Genomic DNA, 18,428 nt, shown 5'->3' with positions numbered 1-18,428 from the left:
TCATCCCTTTTTTCAGCATGGTGTAACCGACCACAGAGAATGAAAAAACCGGGAGCAGCCGAAAGTAAGTGGGAATTCGTGGGACAAACTCAAGGCTGACAAGGCTTAGAAGGCGATCCGAAGGTGGCAGGCGCGCGCGGCGCCAAAATGAAAGACGGCGCATGAATATGGTGTTTAATGCGCCGGAAATGATAAACGAGATTTACCCTTGAACTGGTGGTTTAACCGGGTGTTTAAATGCAGCGGCCAAATAGCTTGGCGAGGCCACATCACAATTTCAGATAGTCGCAGTTAAAAAAAATCATGCCCGAGCCAAACCACCTTGCCAATGATGCTCAACGAGTCCAGCTCGTTCGGCATAACCGCCAGGGTGTCGTATCCGGTTTTATTGTCGCTGATGATGTTCACCCCGCCATCAACGCGCTTCTGAAGCCGCTTGGCATAGAGTTCATCCCCCAGGCGAAGCACGAACAGGCCACCATCCTGGATCTGGTTGCGGCTGATATCCACCAGGATAGAGTCGCCAGAATGGATCGTTGGCTCCATGCTGTCCCCCTTGGCAAACACCACTACCAGGTTATCTGGGTTCAACTGGCGGTATTTGAGCCACTTACGGCGAAACGCCAGCCTGCGTTTAACACAATGGTCATCATTAAACGCGCCATGTCCGGCGCTGACGGCAATGTGGTAACCATCGATCAATGCGTATTCTTCTTCAAATAAATCAGTACCTTCAGTGTTAGTTACCTTGTGGTACTCACATTCTTCTCTTGGGCCACGCCCAGTGGCGAGCCAATCAATGCTTACCCCTGCGGTTTTGGCGATCTTGATGAGCTGGGACATGTTGGGTTCTGAACGACCATAGAGGTATTGCCGCAAAGTTGTATCTGCCATTCCGGCCTTTGCTGCAAAAGAGCGCGCACTTTGTCCCGCAAGAACTTGTTCTAACCGCTCCTTGAATTCACTTTCCATTCTTCCCCCTGGAAAAGAAAGAGCACTTTCTTTTCGTTGTCTTACTTTCTTTTCTTATAACCAATTGAAACTTAATGAAAAAATCAAAATCATCTCAAAAGAGATTATTTTGCGCGAGAAAGTAATAAAACTCTTGTTGTCATCTCTATTGAGATGATCAACAATCAAATTGTTCGCGCAATGCGCGAAAGATTTTTCAAATTGTATCACGGTGACCCCATGAGCATAAGTACAGCCAATCACATCTACGGAGAGCTTAAGAAGAGAGGTTACTCCGTTAGGAACTGGGCCATTGAGCATGGTTTTCGGCCCCGTACTGTGCAGGAGTGTATTCACACTTATGCCCCGTGCAAACAGAGAAAACCAGCGAATGGCACGGTTTCATCGAGAGTTATGCAGGCTCTTGGCACGACCCTTGGTGTTGACCTGTACGGAGGTAACAAATGAAAGAGTGGTTCACACCAATGGAGCTGGTGAGTCTGCCCGGAATGCCTGCCACAGTTCAGGGAGTCAGATACCGAGCCAAAACAGCACAATTCAGTGCGCGCAAATGTTCTGACAAGAAAGGTAGCGAATATCATATCAGCTCTTTGCCAGCAGAAACCCGCCGTTATCTGGCGGAGCAGGCTGTGGCTGAGCAAGGTCAGGCTGTGACCGATCACAGTGCTGGCGGCAAGGCGATGGCCAAGCTATTGGAGCGGGATCGCCCGGTCAAGCCTGATGCTGGCCGCAAACTGCTGACCCTGAGCGAAGCCCCACGCAAAAAAGTAGATGCCAGACTGCTGATTTTGCAGGCCGCCGATATCTTTCTGGCGCCTTATCACGCCTGCCAGCAAGGGGAGGTTGGTCGCCGGATCTTTATCGAGGCATACCGTACCCGCAGCCTGCAGTTGCCAGCCAGCGTCTATGAGCGGCAAAAACCATTCAGCCTGATCACGCTGCGCCGTTGGCAAAGCTCGCTGGCTAATGAAGGCCCAGCTGCACTGGCTGGCAATTATCAGCGTGAACGGCCATCAACCGTTGAGCAAAGCCCTGAGTTGGCCCAGTTCCTCACCGCATTGGTGACGGCCAAGCCACACCTTGCCAACAAGTGGGGCGCTCTGCATGAGCTTGCCACCGAGTACAACGAGATGAACAAGCTGGGATGGCACATCCCTAGCCAGTCATCCCTGCGCCGCTGGATGGTCAAGTGGTTGGCTGAAAACAAAGTGGCCTTTACCTATGCCACCAACCCGGACGCCTACAACAACAAATACCGCACAGCTATTGAGGAAATGTACCCCTGGATGGGTCAGCCGAACGATGTGTGGGAGTTCGACAGCACTCCCGTCGATGCCATGTTAGTGGATGGCCGTCACAGCATTATCGCGGTGATCGACGTGTTTACTCGCCGCGTTCGTCTGCTGGTGGCCAAGAGCTCCTCCAGTGAGGGGATCTGCCTGCTGCTGCGCAAGACCCTGTTGGCCTGGGGCACCCTCAACGACAACGGTGTGATGCGTACCGATAACGGCTCTGACTACGTGAGTCAGCGGGTGATGTCGATCTGCAATCTGCTGGATATCAATGTCAGCCGATCCAATGCCTATTCGGGTTGGGAAAAGCCTTTTATCGAGCGATTTTTCCGCACCCTGAGCCACGGCCTGATCGAGTTGCTGCCCTCCTATATAGGCCACTGCGTGGCTGACCGGCAGGTGATTGAAGCCCGCAAGAGCTTTGCCCAGCGGTTGGAAGAGAAGCGCAAACCGGATGCGGAAAAAGAAATTTTTGAGTTGGCGATGACAGCCCAAGAGCTGCAGACCCTGCTCGATAACTGGCTGGATGCCCGCTACCACAACAAAAAGCACAGCTCACTGGGGATGACCCCAAACGAGAAGTACCAGAGCGCCCGTTATCAGCGCCGGGCCATTACCGATGAGTCTGCGTTGGATCTGCTGCTCAACCATATCGGTGAGGCGACCGTTTCCAAGGGCTTTATCAAGGCCGGTAGCCTGAAATACAGCGCCCCGGAGCTGTTGGAGCACACCTGGAAGGGGCAGCGGGTCAGCGTGTTTCTCGATCCCAACGATGTGGGCCGCGCCACCTTGTACCGCACCGGAGACTGGGGAGAGCGAGTGGAGGCCATCAATACCGAACTGCTCGGCAATGGCATCAGCCCAGACGCATTCCGCGCCGCCAAGCGTGAGGATGCCAAGGCGCTGGCCCGCTTCCGCCGCGAGATGCGCAATGTGGCCAAGACGTTTGGCATCGACCAGTTGCACCAGGATGTGGTCAATCACTTTGTCGATCAGGCCAAGGATGTGGCCCAGTTCAAGCGCTCGGATCTGAATCTCGACAATCCGGCGTTGGCCGCCCTGACAGGGGTTGCGGCACCCAGTGAACCGGTCGGATTCAGCGTGGCAGAACTGGCCGCCATCGAAGCAAGACGCGAGGAGAAAGCCAAGCGAGTAGAAGCCACGGCAGGGCAGGAGTCTCGGGCGCTTAAAACCGAATACGAACAGGCCATCCATTTGGCCGAAAAAGAATTGGATTCACCGCTGAGCGAGCGGGAGAAGGAGTGGCTGACCAAGTACCTCTACAGCCACAAGCTGATGGCAAAACGAATCAATCGCCATCTGGATGAAGTTAGGGCCACCCGTCACACCCAAGCCAATGGATAACGTGCAGCCCTGTTTAAACCATAGATAAAGGACATAAACACTATGAAACACAAGATCGTTGAAGTCAAAAACATGCTCAAGACCGAGCAGTTGCTCGATAACTTGCTCAACCGTTCCAGCATGGTGCCTGGAATCGGTTTGGTGCACGGGTCTACCGGTTTTGGCAAGACCACTGCCGTTGAGTGGCTGTTCAATCAGGATGAGGTGAATGGGGTGTTTGTGCGTTGCTACAAGGCCGATACCCTCACCAGTTTGATGGATGGCATCACCCGCGAGATCGGCTTGGCTCCGCGTCACAGCTTACGCGCCCAGATCGACGGTATCGTCGAGGCCGTGCGGGCGCAGGAGCTGGTGCTGTTTGTTGACGAGGTGGATCACGTGATTGGCAATGCCCGCATCATGGAGACCCTGCGCGATATCTACGATGCCACCGAACAACCGCTGATCCTGGTCGGGATGGAAGAGATTGCCCGTCGCATCAGCCAGCGCAAGCAGCTATTTAATCGCATCTCCCAGTGGATTGAATTCAAGGCCGCCGACTTGGAAGACGTTGCCCTCTTCGCCCGCGAAATGCTGGAGGTGGATGTGGAGATTGACGAAGCCTTGCTGGATCTCATCCGCAAACGTTCCAACGGTATGGTACGCACCATCGTCAGCGCCCTCGACAAGATCGAGAAGATGGCCATGGCCTCTGACGCTCGCATTATCCGCCTGGAGGATGTTGACCCCAGCGATCTGTTCCAAGACGTGCGTCAGCGCCGTTAGCGCCCAGATATACCTCAATAACAATAAAGCACGGGAGGGATACCAGTGGTTGGAAATAGCGCTAATAAAAGCAAAACAGAAATAGCCTGGTTATGGATTACCCAAGGGTTCGAATTTGATTCTGTTTTATTAAGTAAGCAGATCAGTGTGACCAGAAATTACGCAAGTAGGCTGGTGAAAAAGTGGCATGAAAGCGGTCACTTAATACTGATGGGCTGTAAGGGGGTGACCCGGTATTACCGGGTCAATCAGACCGCAATATCAAGCATTCCTCCGGGATGGGGTGCCGAACCTGTGAGTACCAGGGAAAAGCGGCGAGCCCCGATTAAAAGCCGACAACAGAAAATGTGGAATTCAATGAAGATCAATAAAACGGTAAGTAAGCCGGGGTTGGTCATGGCGAGCGGAGCTTCGGGTCACACTGTCGCTGGGTACCTATATGCATTGGTAAATACGGGGTATCTCAAACAGTTGAATTCAAGCTGCTCAGATAAACATATGCCAAGTCGGTACATGTTGGTGCGCAATACCGGCCGCCACGCCCCAATTGTTCGCAGGAATGGCTGTTGGGATCAGAACCAGCAACGGCTTTATCCGTTCCTGGTTGAGGAGGGCGAACATGGAAACGTGGCTTGAGGTGTTAAAGGCAGAGGTCGCCGCCACTTCACTGGCGGTGGTGGCTGAAAAGCTCGGCTTGTCGCGCACCCTTATCAGCCAGGTGTGTAACGAGAAATACCCAGGCGATTTGGCGCGGGTGCAGATGCTGGTTGAGGGCAACCTGATGGGTCAAAAGGTGATTTGCCCAATTCTTGGCGCGATCCCTGTTCATCAGTGCCTTGCCCATCAGCGCCGTGGCCCCAGTGACGTGGGCAGCAGCCCGATGGATATCAAGCTCTGGAAGGCTTGCCGCTCAGGTTGCCCCCATAGCCAGCTGACGGAGGAGCAGCAACTGCGCCGCCCGATGCGGTTATCGGTGGAGCAGGGCAAAGGGTCACAGAAAACGGCTCGCTATGACGCAGAGGCGACCCTCTCCAGGTTACGCCGTCAGGCCAAGAGCGATGGCGACAATGCCAGTTCGTCGCTGCGCATCCTGAGTGAGCTGCTGGCGGAAGAGCTGAAAATCATGGGTATCAAATACAACCGACTGCTCGACAAGCAAGAAGGCAAATAACGGTTGGCGGGGGTTGGGCTCGGAATAAGCAGTGGGCCCGGTGATGAATCACAAGGAGAACGGGATGAAAAAGAATCTGCGCAGTAATTTGCACAAGACTGCCGAACAGCTCAGCCACTGGTTGACGGCCAGAGGATATGAAGTCCGCACCAGTCAGGTGCGCCACACCCCGCTGCTGGCCGTCACTGGCCCTTTGCCACAAGCGATGAAGGCCCGCGCCGTGTTAAGCCGCGAATGCCTGGCTGGCGTCGTTCGGGAGGTCGCCCTGGTGCGCTTTGGCGGCTGCCTGCTGCACTGGCGCCAATAAGGAGAATGGAGATGGCCAAGATAGAGCTCGATATCGAAGACGAAGCACTGGCCAAGGTCGTGCTGCGTCAATTACCCAAGTTCCTCGAATTTTGCCGTGCGACTCACCTGGAAGAGCAGGTCCTCGGCCCAGTGAAACAGCAGGTTGCCGCCGTGTGCTATCAGATGCCCGGCAGCAACAAGATCCATTAAGGAGAACCCTATGCAAGAAGCACAAACAGGCAGTACCACCCCGATGCGCCAGAACGCCCAAGGGCACTGGGTACCGGAAAACCTGATCACTCCGGCTGACAAGCTGCGCGATGAAGTGGTGATGGGCATCATTGCGGCTGCCCGCGAGCAGCGTTCGCAGCTGGCCGCCTTCAAAATTGGCGCCATGCAGCAGATCAACGACTTTGTTGACCTGTCATCCGAGCAGTACGGCGTGGCGTGGGGCGGTACCAAGGGCAACGTGACCCTGCTCAGTTTTGATGGCCGTTACAAGCTGATCCGGGCGGTGGGGGAGCACCGCAAATTTGATGAACGGATCCAGGCTGCCAAGGTGCTGATTGACCAGTGCATCGCCCGCTGGAGCGATGGGGCCAGTCCTAAACTGCGGGCCCTGGTTGACCACGCTTTTCGGGTTTCCAAAGCCGGTCATATCGACGTTAACCAGGTGCTCTCCCTGCGTCAGCTCAACATCGAAGACGCCGACTGGGAGCAGGCCATGCAGGCGATCGCCGATGCCATTCAGGTGACTGGTACCAGCCAATATCTGCGGCTCTATGAGCGTGACACCCAGGGGCGTTACAACCAGATGAGCCTGGATCTGGCCAAGTTGTAAGGGGGGAGCCGCGATGGAAATCAACGTGGATATGGCCGAGGAGCAACTGCAGCTCTGTGAGCAGATCACTGAAACCGAGGGTACCTGCTACCCCGACGACACCTATGAGGATGGCATCAAGGCCGCCTTGCTCTGGGCGCTGGGGCTGGGGCCTGCCCCCCTCAATGCCGAGGAGTATGAAGGGGCGAAGCCACTGCAGTTCGAGTAACGGCCCGATGCGAAACAGGGTGGCAATGCTGCCCTGTCTGCCCGATGTGGTGATCGGGTACTGATGAGCAGCTAGGGATAAGCAGATGAAAAGTCGAATTTTAGAGAAGATCAAGAAGTTGCTGGCCATGGTCGAGCGGGGCAACCCCCATGAGTCAGCCAATGCGATGAAGAAGATCCAGGCGTTGATGGCGGAGCATCAGCTCTCCAGCGAAGACGTGGCCTTGAGCGGCATCGATACCGCCAGCGCCAAGGCGGCCAACAGCAGTCAGAAGCAACCGGGTTGGAGCCATGGCCTGCTCACCATTATCGCCGAGGCGTTTGGGGTTGAAGCGATCTTTCAATGGACTGGCTTTCCACGCCGCCAGATGCAGGTTGTTTTTATTGGCCCAGCCGAACGGGCGGAAATCGCGGGCTACGTCTATAGCGTGCTGGCTCGCCAGTTGCTGGCATCCCGCCGTGAGTTTCTGGCCACGCTGAACAAGCGCATGAAGAGCACTACCAAGACGGCCAGAGCTGACCTGTTTTGCGAGGGATGGTGCCAAGGGGTGTACGGCAAGGTGGTGGCATTGGTACCGAGTGAGCATGAAAACGAGCTGGTTGCCCAGTACAAGGCCAAGCACTTTCCCCATCTGGTCAAGGGCAAGGTCAGAGAGAGCAAGGCGACCAGACGCGATGAGGGGGCTCGCTACGATGGCTATGTGAGCGGCAAACAGGTGGAGCTCAATGCTGGAGTGAAGGGGCAAGAGCTGGCCAAGCTGGAGGCCCTATGAAATCAGGCCGCAATCAGATGTTGAGCCATGAGCTGGATGCTCTGCTTAAGCGATGGGAGCGGCGGCGAATAGCCTCTTTTTGGATAGGTCTTAATCTGCTGGCTGGCGTGTTCGCGCTGGCCATCCTTGTGGCTCAGTAACCGAGGTGACATATGGAAAATGTGAAAGCGCTGCTCAATACCAGCGTGGCCGATGCCAAAAGCACATTGGAGTGCGCACTGCAGGGCAACCCGCTGGGGGCGCTGGCCGATGCGCAGCTTGCCATCGACTTTATCTACCAGTACGGCTATGCCGATGGCCAGAAATCAAGGCTGGCCATGCTGAACACCATCGTCAACAAGGCGCGTAAAGCGCTCAGAAATTGATTGAAGGAATAAAGACCATGAGTAAGAAGGTATATCCGCTCGATATTCAGAATGTTGGTGGTGATGAATACATAGTCATGTCCCGCGGCCATCACGACATCCATGACTTTATGAAAGCGGTGCGGGCCGCTGGTTATGATTGGCCACTAAGCGTTCCCGAGTATCGTTGGGCCAAAGTCACGCCAGACTCGACTGGTGAGCACAACTACTGGTATCGCTTCGTCAGCGAAGGCACTCGCGGAGCGCTCCCTGTCACGTACTCATGGGAGGCGTATGGGGATGATTCCTACGAGGCGAAATACCCCACTATGGCAACAGCAAGTTAAAGGAAGACGCGAAACGGGGGCTTGCCCCCGTCTGCCCGGCGTGGTGGCCGGGCACTGATGAGCAGCCGACCTGGGCCCAGGTCTTCACCGCCTCGATAAAGGAGCACGGCGATGACTAAAACAGAGATGGATATTCGGCTTACCAAGATATTCAGCACCGCAGCCATTGCACTGGCGGCCGCTGAAAAACGGGCTGTGTGCAAACAGCTCAAACAGTTTATTCGAGAGGCCCGCGCCCAGGAGTTATTTGCCCTGGCGGGGGAAGCAAGCCAGATGCGCTGGCAACTGGTGGCTGAACTGCAGCAAGCCAGAACGGTGGCGCTGGAGGCCAGTCATGGCCATGTCTAACTGGCAACGACTGCTGGCCTACGTGATGAAGTTTGGCAACTTGAGCCAGCAACAGGCAGAGCAGTGGCTCGATAGCCATTGCCCTCAGTGGCGTAGTGGGCCTGACGTGATGGCGGCCGGGCAAATCTGGATGAAAAAGACGGGGAGGGGGAATTGAACACCTTAGCTAACAATCAGCCAAATGCTGCGCAGAGTGGTGATCGTACCCGCCTGATCCGTCTGGTTCAGGTTGGCAGGCGCACCCTGGGGCTCGATGAGGAGACCTATCGGGCGTTGCTGGAGCAGCAGAGCGGCAAGCGTTCGGCTGCCGAGTTGACGATCCCGGAGCTGGACAAGGTGCTGCTGGCCATGAAGGGGGCAGGGTTTAAACCGACGGTTAAACGCCCTGTTAAAGGGGCTGTTAAAGCGGGAGGGCACAAGCGTTTAAGCCCGGCCCGTGGGGCCCATGCCAAAACCGCCGAGATAAACGTGATCCGGGCAGTATGGATCACCATGCACCGCCATGGCCTGCTGCGCGATGGCAGTGAGACGGCCTTGAATCACTATGTTGAGCGGCAAACGGTGCGGCTTAACAACGGCATCGGCGTGGCAGAGGTGGCCTGGCTCACCGATGGGTTGGCTTACCAGGTGCTTGAGTCGCTGAAAAACTGGCACAAGCGGGAGCTGGTCGCCCGCCTTGTCGCGGCCAAAAAAACCGTACCCACCAATGGGAAGTCCGGGCGAGTGGCCGGTTATCAGGCCGTTGTGGCGGCGTTTGAGGAGATGAATGATGGACGCTAACGCTGAGAATCTGGACTTGTTCGCAGATGATCATGAGTCGCTGGGCCAGCTTGTCGATCGCCTGGATCAGATCCCGACCACCGAACTGACGGCCAAATGGCCCAAAGCTCTGGCCGAGTTGGTCGATGTGCTGGCCTGCGAGTTGGTCAGAGGGGGAATGGAGCCGGATCTGGCCAAGGCTCAGGCCCGCAAGTTGGCGCTGGTACAGGCCCATTACATGGGGGGCCGTGCCTACTACATCCCCACCGGGGATCATCTCAAGGCCGCGTTGCGTGACCGGGCTATTTGGGACGAGTTCAATGGGCGGAATATCGATGTGCTGGCTCGCAAGCATGGCCTCTCGGTGCCACAGACTTATGCGGTGGTGGCCGAACAGCGCGAACTGACCCGCCGCCGCCATCAGCCTGACATGTTTGGCTATCAATAGAGATGCGACTCACATTAAAGAGAAACCCCGCTGCGGCGGGGTTTTCATTTGGTGACGACTCAATTAGCGTTGATGATGGATTATTCAAGGAGGAATCTATCGGTGTTACGTTCATGCAGCCAGTGCGGTAACTTGGAGGATGATGGAGCCAATGCTTGCTCTGTCTGTCATGGTGCGTTGATTGACCCCGTCGAAGCGGCTAGGCCAGTAAAACCGCATGTGGTGCCAAGAAAGCGCCATCGGAGTATTGGCCCGGTACCCGTGTTGGGATCTCTGCTGCTATTGGGTATTGTGCTGTTTCTGGCTCACGTTCATATTGTCAGAGGGTCTACATACCAAGGCCCGTTGTTTGTTGGCCGGTTGTCCGCTGGATTCAGCGAGATGTTTATCAATACCGATGAATTGCTGAATATGCCCATCATTGGGGCTCGTTCACGTTACCCCTTGGGGGTTGCTGCTCTGCAGCGTGTTGGCTTTCTGGAGTCAGACCAGCAGCGTGAAACCCGGATTAAGCAAGAAACAGAGGCGCTGTTTGAGCGCATAAGTAACCCATCAGAGCGATCTGCAGAAGACCAGCTGTATAAGCTCAAGCATGGCCACTATCCAGAACAGTAATTCACACTAACCCACCATAAACCCATGCCATAGAGGCCCCTCGGTACGCTGCTGATAACGCAGTTCACCGAGGGGCCTTTATGTTATCACTCGCACTTAAATGGCTGCTTCGTCCCGATGTGGAAGGGGGCGAAGTCAACCATCCCGCCGACCGTGGTGGTCATACCAAGTATGGCGTTGCCGATGCCGCCGATGGCAAGAAGGACGGCATGGCCGACCTCGATCGGGATGGGGTGCCCGATATCGCTATCGGTGATCTGACTCCTGCCCATACCGAGCCCTTTTTCCGCCAGAACTATTGGATGCCCGCCCGCTGTGACCTGATTGCGAGCTTAAGCCCTGCACTCTCTATCGCCGTGTTTGATGCAGCGGTGCATCACGGGCCGAAACGCGCCATCCAACAGCTGCAGCAGGTCTTGGGGGTGATGGCAGATGGTCGCCTTGGCCCGGTATCGATTGGCAGGCTCAAGCAGCAACTGGGCGCCAAGGGAGAGGGCCAGTTCCTGCTGGCGCTGATGATGCAGCGGGCCAGCTTCATGCACGGCATTGTGCGCAAAGACCCGAGCCAGTGGGCTAATGCTGATGGCTGGATCAACCGGCTGCTGCGTCTGCAGAGCTACCTCCTTTCCGACGTGGTTGGCGAGGTGGTGGCATGAGCGTGCTGACCATCAAGCAACAGAAGGCGGCGGCCGCGATCCAGGCTGCGGGCTACTTTGGCATTCCTGAGCTTAAGAACCCCCGTTACCTCGCTTGCTTCAAGGATGGGCGCAAAGCCCATCTCAAGGCCGCTCTGGCCAATCAGATCGCTGACCCGAAGGCGATCCCGCTCTATAGCCACCACAAGACCCGTCAATCCCTGTTCGAGAAAGGGTGGCGTTCGGTGAACGAACTGGATCGCCTGCGGGCCCGTGCCCGTCATTCCCAACCTCAACAAAAGGAAGTCCATCATGCCTGATTCCCTGTTACCTCAAGCGAAGTCTGCCTTCAAAAGCCGCACCGTGATCGGTGGTGTGATTGCCGTGGGGGCCGGTATTGCGGGCCTGTTCGGTGTGCCGGTCGATGCGGGTACCCAAGCCAGCTTGGCATCCACCCTGGTGGATCTGGCCAGTGCGGTGGGTGGCCTGCTCGCCATCTGGGGCCGCATCAAGGCGACCCATACCGTCCGTTAGTAGCCATACGAGAGAGGTCATGTGACAAACCTCATAGACCGTGCCCAGCTGGCCGATGCCGATCGGACTGGGCGCATTATCGAAGCCCACCAGAACAGGGCAAGGCCACACGGCGATGGTATCTGTTGCGATTGTGACGAAGCCATCCCGCCCTCCCGCCTTGCAGCCGAGCCTGGTGCCGAGCGCTGTATCGAGTGCCAGACCCTGTATGAGCGCAAGGAGGCGACCCGTGTGGGAATTCATCGTTAAGAACTGGGGCCCGCTCTATGCGTTGGCCAGCCTGGTGGGTCTGGTGGTCATCATCTTGCTCTCCAAGACCTACGCCAAGCGTGAAGACCTCACTGCCCTAGTGCAGAGAGTGCAGCGGGTGGAGCAGGTGCTGGCTGACCTGCCGAGCGAGCGTGAGCTGCACAAGCTGCAGTTGGAGATCAGCGAGTTGCGGGGGGAGTTGCGGGAGGTGAAGCCGGAGCTGCGCCAAGCCCGTCGCCTTGCCGATCTGCTGTTGGAAAATGAACTCGCCGCCGTACAGAAGGAGAAGCCATGAGCATTCAACAAATATTGGACGCCCAGCAGCGGCTGGTGATCCTGCGCTCCCTGCTGGATATCGGTGGTGCCGCCAACGAGTCAATCCTCAATGACTGCCTCGACCAGCTGGGAACCGGCCGGGTGACGCGGGATCGGGTGAAGACCCTGCTGGCCTGGCTAGAAGAGCAGGGGCTGGTGCGCATCGAGCGACTGGCCACGGTGCAGGTGGCTCACTTGACCGGTCGTGGCCAGGACGCGGCAGAGGGCCGGGCAACGGTGCCCGGCGTCAAGAAGCCCCGAGCGGAGGATTAAGCATGGCCGAGAAACCGACCCGAGGCCGTGCCAGCAAGGTGTGGCTGCTGCCTGAGTCCATCCGCAACGCGCTCAACGAGATGTTGCGGGATAAGGGCAACAGTCAGGCCGCCATCCTGGATGAGATCAACGGCCTGATCGAGGAGGCGGGGCTGCCCGATGAGCTCAAGCTCTCCCGCTCCGGGTTAAGCCGTCATGCCAGCCAGGTTGAACAGGTCGGCCAGCACCTGCGGGATTTGCGCGAAACCACGGCCGCCTTGACCTCCCAGCTTGGCGACAAGCCGATGGGGGAGACCACCAAGCTCATTCTGGAGCTGGGCCGCTCCCAGTTGTTCAAGGCGATGCTGGCTCAGGTGCAGAACCCGGAGGAGGCGGTGGATATCGACATGCTGAAAAACGCCATGCTGGCGGCCCAGCGGCTCGAATCCACCGCCATGCAGAGTCATAAGCGGGAGAAAGAGATCCGCCAGGCATTTGCCGAAGAGATCGCCGCCAAGACTGAAGCCATCGTGACTCAGGCGGGCTTGAGCGGTGAAGCCGCCGCCGAGATACGCCGCGAAATCCTGGGGATTGCCTGATGAGCACGATCGCCCAGCAGTTGGCCCAGACCCTGGGTACCGAATACAACCCCGACGAGGTGTTGCTGCCGTACCAGCGGATCTGGATTGCCGACGAGAGCCCGCTCAAGATCGCCGAGAAGAGCCGCCGTACCGGTATCACCTGGGCAGAGGCTGCTGATGCGGCCCTGACGGCCTCCAAGACCAAGACGGCCGGGGGTTGCCACCACTTTTATGTGGGCAGCAACAAGGAGATGGCCCGCGAGTTTATCGATGCGGTGGCGATGTGGGCCAAGGCGTACAACAAGGCGGCCGGTGAGATCCAGGAGGAAGTGTTCACCGACGATGAGGATAAAGCGATCCTCACCTTCGTGGTCTATTTCGCCTCTGGCTTCAAGGTGCAGGCGCTCTCCAGCAACCCCTCCAACCTGCGGGGGATGCAGGGCAATGTGACCATCGACGAGGCCGCATTCCACGACAGACTGGCCGAGGTGTTGAAGGCCGCCATGGCGCTGACCATGTGGGGCGCCAAGGTGCGGTTGATCAGTACCCATAACGGTGTCGATAACCTGTTTAACCAGCTGATAAACGACAGCCGAGCGGGCCGCAAAGAGTATTCCATTCATACCATCAGCCTGGACGATGCCTGCCGCCAGGGACTCTATCGCCGGATCTGCCAGGTCAAGGGTGGCCTTTGGACACAGGAAGCAGAGGACGCCTGGAAAGCGGGGCTGCTCAAGGCCACCGCCACCGAAGAGGATGCCCTGGAGGAGTATTTCTGCGTACCCAAGCAGAGCAGCGGCGTCTATATCAAGCGCACCCTGATCGAGCGTGCGATGCAACCGGATATCCCCATCCTGCGCTTTATCGCCCCCAAAGACTTCGAACTGCAGAGCGAGGAGAGTCGCAAGGCAGTGGTGGATATCTGGTGCGAGGAGAACCTCAAGCCCTGTCTGGAAGCACTCGACCGCAGTTGCCGCCATGCGTTTGGAGAGGACTTCGCCCGCAAGGGGGACTTGTCGGTGTTCGTGCCGCTCTCCATCGCCACCAACTTGCGCAAACAGGTGCCCTTTGTGGTGGAGCTGGTCAATGCCCCTATGAGAGCCAGCGCCAGATCCTGTTCTACCTGCTGCAGGGGTTGCACCGTTTCACGGCGGCGGCCTTCGATGCCACCGGTAACGGCGGCTATCTGGCAGAGGCTGCCAGACTGCGCTGGGGGGCCAGCATGATCGAGTGCGTGATGCTCAATGACCCCTGGTATCGGGAGTGGATGCCCAAGCTCAAGGCGGAGTTTGAGGATGGCAACCTGACCATCCCGCGCCATGCGGACGTGCAGGATGACTTGGGAAAAATCCAGGTCATCAACGGCATCCCCAAGATCGACAAGGGCAAGAACACCGGCCAAGGGGGCCAACAGCGCCACGGTGACTTTGCGGTGGCCTTGGCCATGGCGGTGCGGGCCAGCTGGATGGAGGGGGGCGCCATCGAGTTCACCCCACTACCAGGTAAACGTGATGACCATGGCAGCGACAACAACGATGACTATCACCGATATGAGCGAGGAGCCTGGTAATGGGCAGGATCATTGATATCCATGGCAAAGCCATGAGCCTGGAAAAAGAGCCGCAGACCGAGAACGATGCCAAGTTGGCCCAGCTGCGCCGTCACTACAGCGATCATCCGACCATCGGGCTGACCCCAGGCAAAGCGGCTGCGGCGCTGAAAGAGGCCGAGGAGGGTGGCCTGATCGCCCAGTGCGAGCTGGCCGAAGACATGGAGGAGAAGGATGCCCACCTGCAGAGCGAGCTCGGCAAACGCCGCCGTGCCCTGCTTGGGGTGAGCTGGACAATCGAGCCACCCCGCAACGCCACCCCGGCCGAGAAGCGTGATGCCGACCTTATCCGGGAGCTGCTGGAGGACTTCACCTGGTTGGATGATGCCATCTTTGACGCCACCGACGGGATCCTCAAGGGGTTCAGTGCCCAGGAGTTCAGCGGCTGGGAGATGGTCGAGGGGCTGCAAATCCCCAAGGGTATCATCTGGCGCGACCCTGCCTGGTTCCAGACCCACCCGGACGATCGCAATCAGCTGCGCTTGCGAGACGGCAGCCAGGAAGGGGTTGCCCTCAACCCGTTTGGCTGGCTGCTGCACAAGGCCAAGTCCAAATCGGGGTATCTGGCCCGCACCGGCCTTGTCCGCACCTTGGTCTGGCCGTTCCTGTTCAAGAACTACAGTGTGCGGGATCTTGCCGAGTTTCTGGAGATCTACGGCCTGCCGGTGCGGCTTGGCAAATACCCGGAAGGGGCGACCGAGAAAGAGAAGGCCACCCTGCTGCAGGCAGTGCTCTCCATCGGTCATAACGCCGGGGGCATTATCCCGCGTGGGATGGAGATTGAGTTCGAGAACGCCGCCAGCGGTCAGGCTGATCCCTTCGTGGTGATGATGGATTGGTGCGAGCGTTCCATGAGCAAGGCCATTCTGGGGGGCACCTTGACCTCACAGGCCGATGGTAAGAGCTCGACCAATGCCCTGGGCAATGTCCATAACGAGGTGCGCCAGGAGGTACGGGATGCCGACCTGCGCCAGTTGGCCGCTACCCTGACCCGCGATCTGGTTTATCCGCTCTATGCCCTGAACGGCAAGAGCTACCAGGGCCCGCGCCGCTGTCCCCGGTTGGAGTTTGATGTGACCGAGCCGGAGGATATGCGCGATTTGGCCTATCCACTGCGGGCCCTGGTGGGGATGGGAATGCAGATCCCGGCGCAGTGGGTGCGGGATAAGTTGCAGATCCCGGCCCCCAAGGAGGGGGAAGAGGTACTGATCATCGTGGACAAGCAGGCTGGGCAGGGAGAGGCCGCGCTTAAAGCAAAGGGACTGGCCGCGCTGGCTGCAAGCAAAGGTGAGGCCGACAAGGGGGATAACAACGATGCCCAGTTGGCCCGGCTGCAGGCCGAGGCGGCCCCTCTGCTGGCTGGGATGACCGATGCTGTCCAGGCGCTGGTGATGCAGGCCACTACCCTGGAAGAGATCCGGGATGGCTTGTTGGCGCTGGAACCAGAGCTCAGCCATGACGAGCTGGGGGCGCTGATGGCGCAAGCCATCGCCGCCAGCGAGCTGCTCGGTATGCTTGAGATGGAGGAGGGCCGCTGATGCCCGTTCGCTATGGTTCCTTGCCCTTTGCCGAGGCGATCGCCTTCTTTCGCCAGAAGCTGGATATGCCAAGCGAACGCTGGGCCGATGTGTGGCGCGATGCCCATAACCGCGCCTTTATGGTGGCGGGGGCCACCAAGACCGATCTGTTGGCTGACCTGCGCGGGGCGGTAGACAAGGCGATCAGTGAAGGGCAATCCATCGGGGCTTTTCAGAAGGCGTTCAAGGAGATTGTGGCCCGCCACGGTTGGGAGCATACCGGCCCGGCGTCGTGGCGCTCCCGCGTCATCTTCGAGACCAACCTGCGCCAGAGCTATAACGCCGGGCGTGAGGAACAGATCCAGCGTATCAAGCACAAACGCCCCTATGCGCTCTATCGTCATGGGGACTCCGAGCACCCCAGGGAGTTGCACCTCAAGTGGAACAACCTGGTGCTGCCGGTTGATCACCCCTGGTGGGAGACGCACAGCCCCAGCAATGGCTATGGCTGCAAGTGCAAGAAGTTCCTGCTCTCCGAGGCAGACCTCAAGCGGCGCGGCTTGGTGGTTGGCAAGGCCCCGGACGATGGCGAATATGAGTGGGTGGACAAGGCCACCGGGGAGTTGCACAAGATCCCCAGAGGTATCGACCCCGGCTTTGATTATCGGCCCCAGACTCCGGCCGACCTGACCAAGGTGGTGACCAAGCGCGAAGCGGCCAAGCCTGCGTTGGCCGAGCGCCTGCCAGAGCGGATAGTGGAGAGCGCCTTCTCCAGCGTCAAAGGTGTCACCGCTCAGGGGTTGAGTGATCTGCTGGCCGAGTTGCCAGCCCCCCAGCGCGAACCCTTGGCGGCGTTCCTCAAGGCGCATCCGGTCAAAACGCTGTTTATCAAGCAGGCCGAGATGGGGAAGGGGGCGGCAGGGCTCAAGGTTGCCCCGGCTATCGCCGAATATCTGGGTCACGATGCCTACTCGATACGCTCGCTCTATTACCACCGAACCGCTGCGCGAACCAATGGCTTTACCAGCAAGAGTTGGGATCACCTGGTTATCAAGGTCAAGGCGGCTGATACTATAAAAGCGGTCGATATGCAGGCGGTGCAAGCGGCGGCTGGAGAAGTAATCGCGTCGGCCAAGGAGAACCGAGGCCCCCGTGAGTGGTGGTCAAAGGGGAGCCGAGGTGAAGCACTACGCCGTCACTTTAGCGTGTCAGCCTGCGTGGGTGGTCGCTTGGGGGAGTCCGCCCAGCGGATCTCCACCTGGTTGCACGAGCTGGGCCACCAGGTTCATTTTTGGGCCGGTGAACCGGATGTGACCGGACTGGGATTGTTAACCCAATATGCCGGTACGAATGGCAGAGAAGCGGCCGCAGAGGCTTTTGCAGCCTGGATGCTGGCCAGAGAAACGATGGTGGCCCACTACCCCGAGTTGGCCAACGCGGTGCAGGCCATGATCGAACAGGCTGCCAAGGCTGCCACCAAAGGAGAAAAACGATGACTGAGTCACTATTGCAGCAAGCTATTGATCTCTTCGATAAGGAGGGGCCGTTCACCCTCGCCGATGTTCATCAACTGGAGCAGTTGGAGGCTAAAGCCAATGGGGAAGAGCTTTCTCTGATTGGCGAGATGTGGGAGGCCGCAATGGCCAACGCGGATGAGGAAGCGTTGCACTATATGACCACCATTGAGGACGATGCCTGATGGCCGGTAGCTTTATTGCCATCAGCCACCATGGGGTGGCCGATGCCCACGAACTGCTGGCCAAGCTCTACCAGCAAACCGGTGATCTGAGTGAGCCGCTGGCCGATATTGGCGAAGGGCTGCAGCTGTCGCACCGGGATCGCTGGGATGCCCAAGAGAGCCCGGAAGGGGAGCCCTGGGCCCCGCTCTCGGAGAAGTACCGTGCCCGCAAGCCGCGTCATGCCGATGAGATACTGCGTCTGAACGACGATTTGCGCGATACCCTCGACTATCAGGTTGATCCCCAGGCCCTCTACTTTGGTACGCCCATGGTATACGGTGCCGCCCACCAGTTCGGGCGCCCAGAGATCAACCTACCAGAGCGCCGTGTTCTGGGGCTGTCAGAAGGGGATAAACAGAGCGTGCTGGAGACGCTGGAGGGATATTTGGTCATCGAGGCTCCGTGAGCTTCTGGGCGCCTCTGGTGCCCCCTTGCGGCTACGATGGCATGTCTACCCTCTCA

General features: G+C 58.1%; 27 protein-coding genes, 2 other RNA genes and 1 pseudogene. 29 read left to right on the top strand and 1 reads right to left on the bottom strand.

The features are described from left to right. Positions 1-291 precede the first annotated feature (291 nt). A complete protein-coding gene (locus ACTG1K_RS17145) occupies positions 292-972 on the bottom strand; it encodes a LexA family transcriptional regulator (protein ID WP_440006131.1) in 681 nt (226 codons plus the stop codon). A 443-nt stretch (positions 973-1,415) separates the two neighbouring features. On the opposite strand from ACTG1K_RS17145, the gene ACTG1K_RS17140 reads away from it, so the two are divergent. The 29 genes and pseudogenes from ACTG1K_RS17140 to ACTG1K_RS17000 all read left to right on the top strand — a co-directional run bounded on the left by ACTG1K_RS17140 (position 1,416) and on the right by ACTG1K_RS17000 (position 18,372). Then, complete coding sequence (locus tag ACTG1K_RS17140; protein ID WP_440006129.1) at positions 1,416-3,629, top strand: DNA-binding protein; 2,214 nt, start codon at positions 1,416-1,418, stop codon at positions 3,627-3,629. 42 nt (positions 3,630-3,671) lie between these two features. Beyond that, entirely contained in the window at positions 3,672-4,394 is a 723-nt protein-coding gene (locus ACTG1K_RS17135; RefSeq protein WP_440006127.1) for an AAA family ATPase, read from the top strand. A gap of 619 nt (positions 4,395-5,013) precedes the next feature. Next, positions 5,014-5,565 (top strand): transcriptional regulator, encoded by a 552-nt coding sequence (locus ACTG1K_RS17130; protein ID WP_127007493.1) that lies wholly within the window; start codon positions 5,014-5,016, stop codon positions 5,563-5,565. A gap of 64 nt (positions 5,566-5,629) precedes the next feature. Next, positions 5,630-5,872: a hypothetical protein gene (locus ACTG1K_RS17125; RefSeq protein ID WP_016350110.1), complete on the top strand. Its 243-nt coding sequence runs from the start codon at positions 5,630-5,632 to the stop codon at positions 5,870-5,872. A gap of 11 nt (positions 5,873-5,883) precedes the next feature. Next, positions 5,884-6,063, top strand: a complete 180-nt coding sequence (locus ACTG1K_RS17120) for a hypothetical protein (RefSeq protein WP_127007491.1) — start codon at positions 5,884-5,886, stop codon at positions 6,061-6,063. 10 nt (positions 6,064-6,073) lie between these two features. Beyond that, the gene (locus ACTG1K_RS17115) at positions 6,074-6,694 is read left to right on the top strand and encodes a DUF3164 family protein (protein WP_440006124.1); all 621 of its coding nucleotides are present in this window, start codon (positions 6,074-6,076) and stop codon (positions 6,692-6,694) included. 13 nt (positions 6,695-6,707) lie between these two features. Beyond that, positions 6,708-6,902 (top strand): hypothetical protein, encoded by a 195-nt coding sequence (locus ACTG1K_RS17110; protein WP_058059558.1) that lies wholly within the window; start codon positions 6,708-6,710, stop codon positions 6,900-6,902. 7 nt (positions 6,903-6,909) lie between these two features. Beyond that, an RNA gene (locus ACTG1K_RS17105) (hammerhead ribozyme type II) lies at positions 6,910-6,979 on the top strand. 8 nt (positions 6,980-6,987) lie between these two features. Next, a complete protein-coding gene (locus tag ACTG1K_RS17100; protein WP_440006122.1) occupies positions 6,988-7,674 on the top strand; it encodes a DUF2786 domain-containing protein in 687 nt (228 codons plus the stop codon). 152 nt (positions 7,675-7,826) lie between these two features. Then, on the top strand, positions 7,827-8,039 hold the full coding sequence (locus ACTG1K_RS17095; RefSeq protein ID WP_279456676.1) for a hypothetical protein: 213 nt from the start codon (positions 7,827-7,829) through the stop codon (positions 8,037-8,039). Between the two features lie 17 nt (positions 8,040-8,056). Next, positions 8,057-8,365 (top strand): hypothetical protein, encoded by a 309-nt coding sequence (locus ACTG1K_RS17090; protein ID WP_440006120.1) that lies wholly within the window; start codon positions 8,057-8,059, stop codon positions 8,363-8,365. Positions 8,366-8,371: 6 nt separating this feature from the next. Continuing rightward, an RNA gene (locus ACTG1K_RS17085) (hammerhead ribozyme type II) lies at positions 8,372-8,436 on the top strand. A gap of 40 nt (positions 8,437-8,476) precedes the next feature. Further along, complete coding sequence (locus ACTG1K_RS17080) at positions 8,477-8,713, top strand: hypothetical protein (protein WP_058059555.1); 237 nt, start codon at positions 8,477-8,479, stop codon at positions 8,711-8,713. Beyond that, positions 8,700-8,870 (top strand): hypothetical protein, encoded by a 171-nt coding sequence (locus ACTG1K_RS17075; protein ID WP_162838756.1) that lies wholly within the window; start codon positions 8,700-8,702, stop codon positions 8,868-8,870. The genes ACTG1K_RS17080 and ACTG1K_RS17075 overlap by 14 nt, the downstream gene beginning before the upstream one ends. After that, the gene (locus tag ACTG1K_RS17070) at positions 8,867-9,493 is read left to right on the top strand and encodes a gp16 family protein (protein WP_224967832.1); all 627 of its coding nucleotides are present in this window, start codon (positions 8,867-8,869) and stop codon (positions 9,491-9,493) included. Before ACTG1K_RS17075 ends, ACTG1K_RS17070 begins: the two co-directional genes overlap by 4 nt. After that, positions 9,483-9,920: a Mor transcription activator family protein gene (locus ACTG1K_RS17065; protein ID WP_136501590.1), complete on the top strand. Its 438-nt coding sequence runs from the start codon at positions 9,483-9,485 to the stop codon at positions 9,918-9,920. Before ACTG1K_RS17070 ends, ACTG1K_RS17065 begins: the two co-directional genes overlap by 11 nt. Positions 9,921-10,301: 381 nt before the next feature. After that, positions 10,302-10,535: a hypothetical protein gene (locus ACTG1K_RS17060; protein WP_127007477.1), complete on the top strand. Its 234-nt coding sequence runs from the start codon at positions 10,302-10,304 to the stop codon at positions 10,533-10,535. 80 nt (positions 10,536-10,615) lie between these two features. Beyond that, positions 10,616-11,191, top strand: coding sequence for a glycoside hydrolase family 108 protein (locus ACTG1K_RS17055; protein WP_440006117.1), 576 nt, complete (start codon positions 10,616-10,618; stop codon positions 11,189-11,191). After that, entirely contained in the window at positions 11,188-11,490 is a 303-nt protein-coding gene (locus tag ACTG1K_RS17050) for a hypothetical protein (protein WP_440006116.1), read from the top strand. Before ACTG1K_RS17055 ends, ACTG1K_RS17050 begins: the two co-directional genes overlap by 4 nt. Beyond that, on the top strand, positions 11,483-11,704 hold the full coding sequence (locus ACTG1K_RS17045) for a hypothetical protein (RefSeq protein WP_005353373.1): 222 nt from the start codon (positions 11,483-11,485) through the stop codon (positions 11,702-11,704). Before ACTG1K_RS17050 ends, ACTG1K_RS17045 begins: the two co-directional genes overlap by 8 nt. Positions 11,705-11,725: 21 nt before the next feature. Next, on the top strand, positions 11,726-11,953 hold the full coding sequence (locus tag ACTG1K_RS17040; RefSeq protein ID WP_136501540.1) for a TraR/DksA C4-type zinc finger protein: 228 nt from the start codon (positions 11,726-11,728) through the stop codon (positions 11,951-11,953). Then, on the top strand, positions 11,934-12,248 hold the full coding sequence (locus ACTG1K_RS17035; protein ID WP_016350122.1) for a DUF2730 family protein: 315 nt from the start codon (positions 11,934-11,936) through the stop codon (positions 12,246-12,248). The genes ACTG1K_RS17040 and ACTG1K_RS17035 overlap by 20 nt, the downstream gene beginning before the upstream one ends. After that, positions 12,245-12,541 (top strand): VpaChn25_0724 family phage protein, encoded by a 297-nt coding sequence (locus ACTG1K_RS17030; RefSeq protein ID WP_005345917.1) that lies wholly within the window; start codon positions 12,245-12,247, stop codon positions 12,539-12,541. The genes ACTG1K_RS17035 and ACTG1K_RS17030 overlap by 4 nt, the downstream gene beginning before the upstream one ends. A gap of 2 nt (positions 12,542-12,543) precedes the next feature. Then, entirely contained in the window at positions 12,544-13,119 is a 576-nt protein-coding gene (locus ACTG1K_RS17025) for a DUF3486 family protein (RefSeq protein WP_139493922.1), read from the top strand. Next, a pseudogene (locus ACTG1K_RS17020) lies at positions 13,119-14,671 on the top strand (terminase large subunit domain-containing protein). Before ACTG1K_RS17025 ends, ACTG1K_RS17020 begins: the two are co-directional and overlap by 1 nt. Next, the gene (locus ACTG1K_RS17015) at positions 14,671-16,248 is read left to right on the top strand and encodes a DUF935 domain-containing protein (RefSeq protein ID WP_302245167.1); all 1,578 of its coding nucleotides are present in this window, start codon (positions 14,671-14,673) and stop codon (positions 16,246-16,248) included. Before ACTG1K_RS17020 ends, ACTG1K_RS17015 begins: the two are co-directional and overlap by 1 nt. Beyond that, positions 16,248-17,723, top strand: coding sequence for a phage head morphogenesis protein (locus ACTG1K_RS17010; RefSeq protein ID WP_279499460.1), 1,476 nt, complete (start codon positions 16,248-16,250; stop codon positions 17,721-17,723). The genes ACTG1K_RS17015 and ACTG1K_RS17010 overlap by 1 nt, the downstream gene beginning before the upstream one ends. Continuing rightward, positions 17,720-17,926 (top strand): hypothetical protein, encoded by a 207-nt coding sequence (locus tag ACTG1K_RS17005; RefSeq protein ID WP_136501544.1) that lies wholly within the window; start codon positions 17,720-17,722, stop codon positions 17,924-17,926. Before ACTG1K_RS17010 ends, ACTG1K_RS17005 begins: the two co-directional genes overlap by 4 nt. Continuing rightward, the gene (locus ACTG1K_RS17000; RefSeq protein WP_440006114.1) at positions 17,926-18,372 is read left to right on the top strand and encodes a phage virion morphogenesis protein; all 447 of its coding nucleotides are present in this window, start codon (positions 17,926-17,928) and stop codon (positions 18,370-18,372) included. The genes ACTG1K_RS17005 and ACTG1K_RS17000 overlap by 1 nt, the downstream gene beginning before the upstream one ends. Positions 18,373-18,428: the final 56 nt, after the last annotated feature.

Source organism: Aeromonas sp. 102P (assembly GCF_051920345.1).
GTDB classification, from domain to species: Bacteria; Pseudomonadota; Gammaproteobacteria; order Enterobacterales; family Aeromonadaceae; genus Aeromonas; species Aeromonas veronii.
Note: the sequence above shows the minus strand (reverse complement) of the source record. Positions and strands in the feature narration are given on the sequence as shown.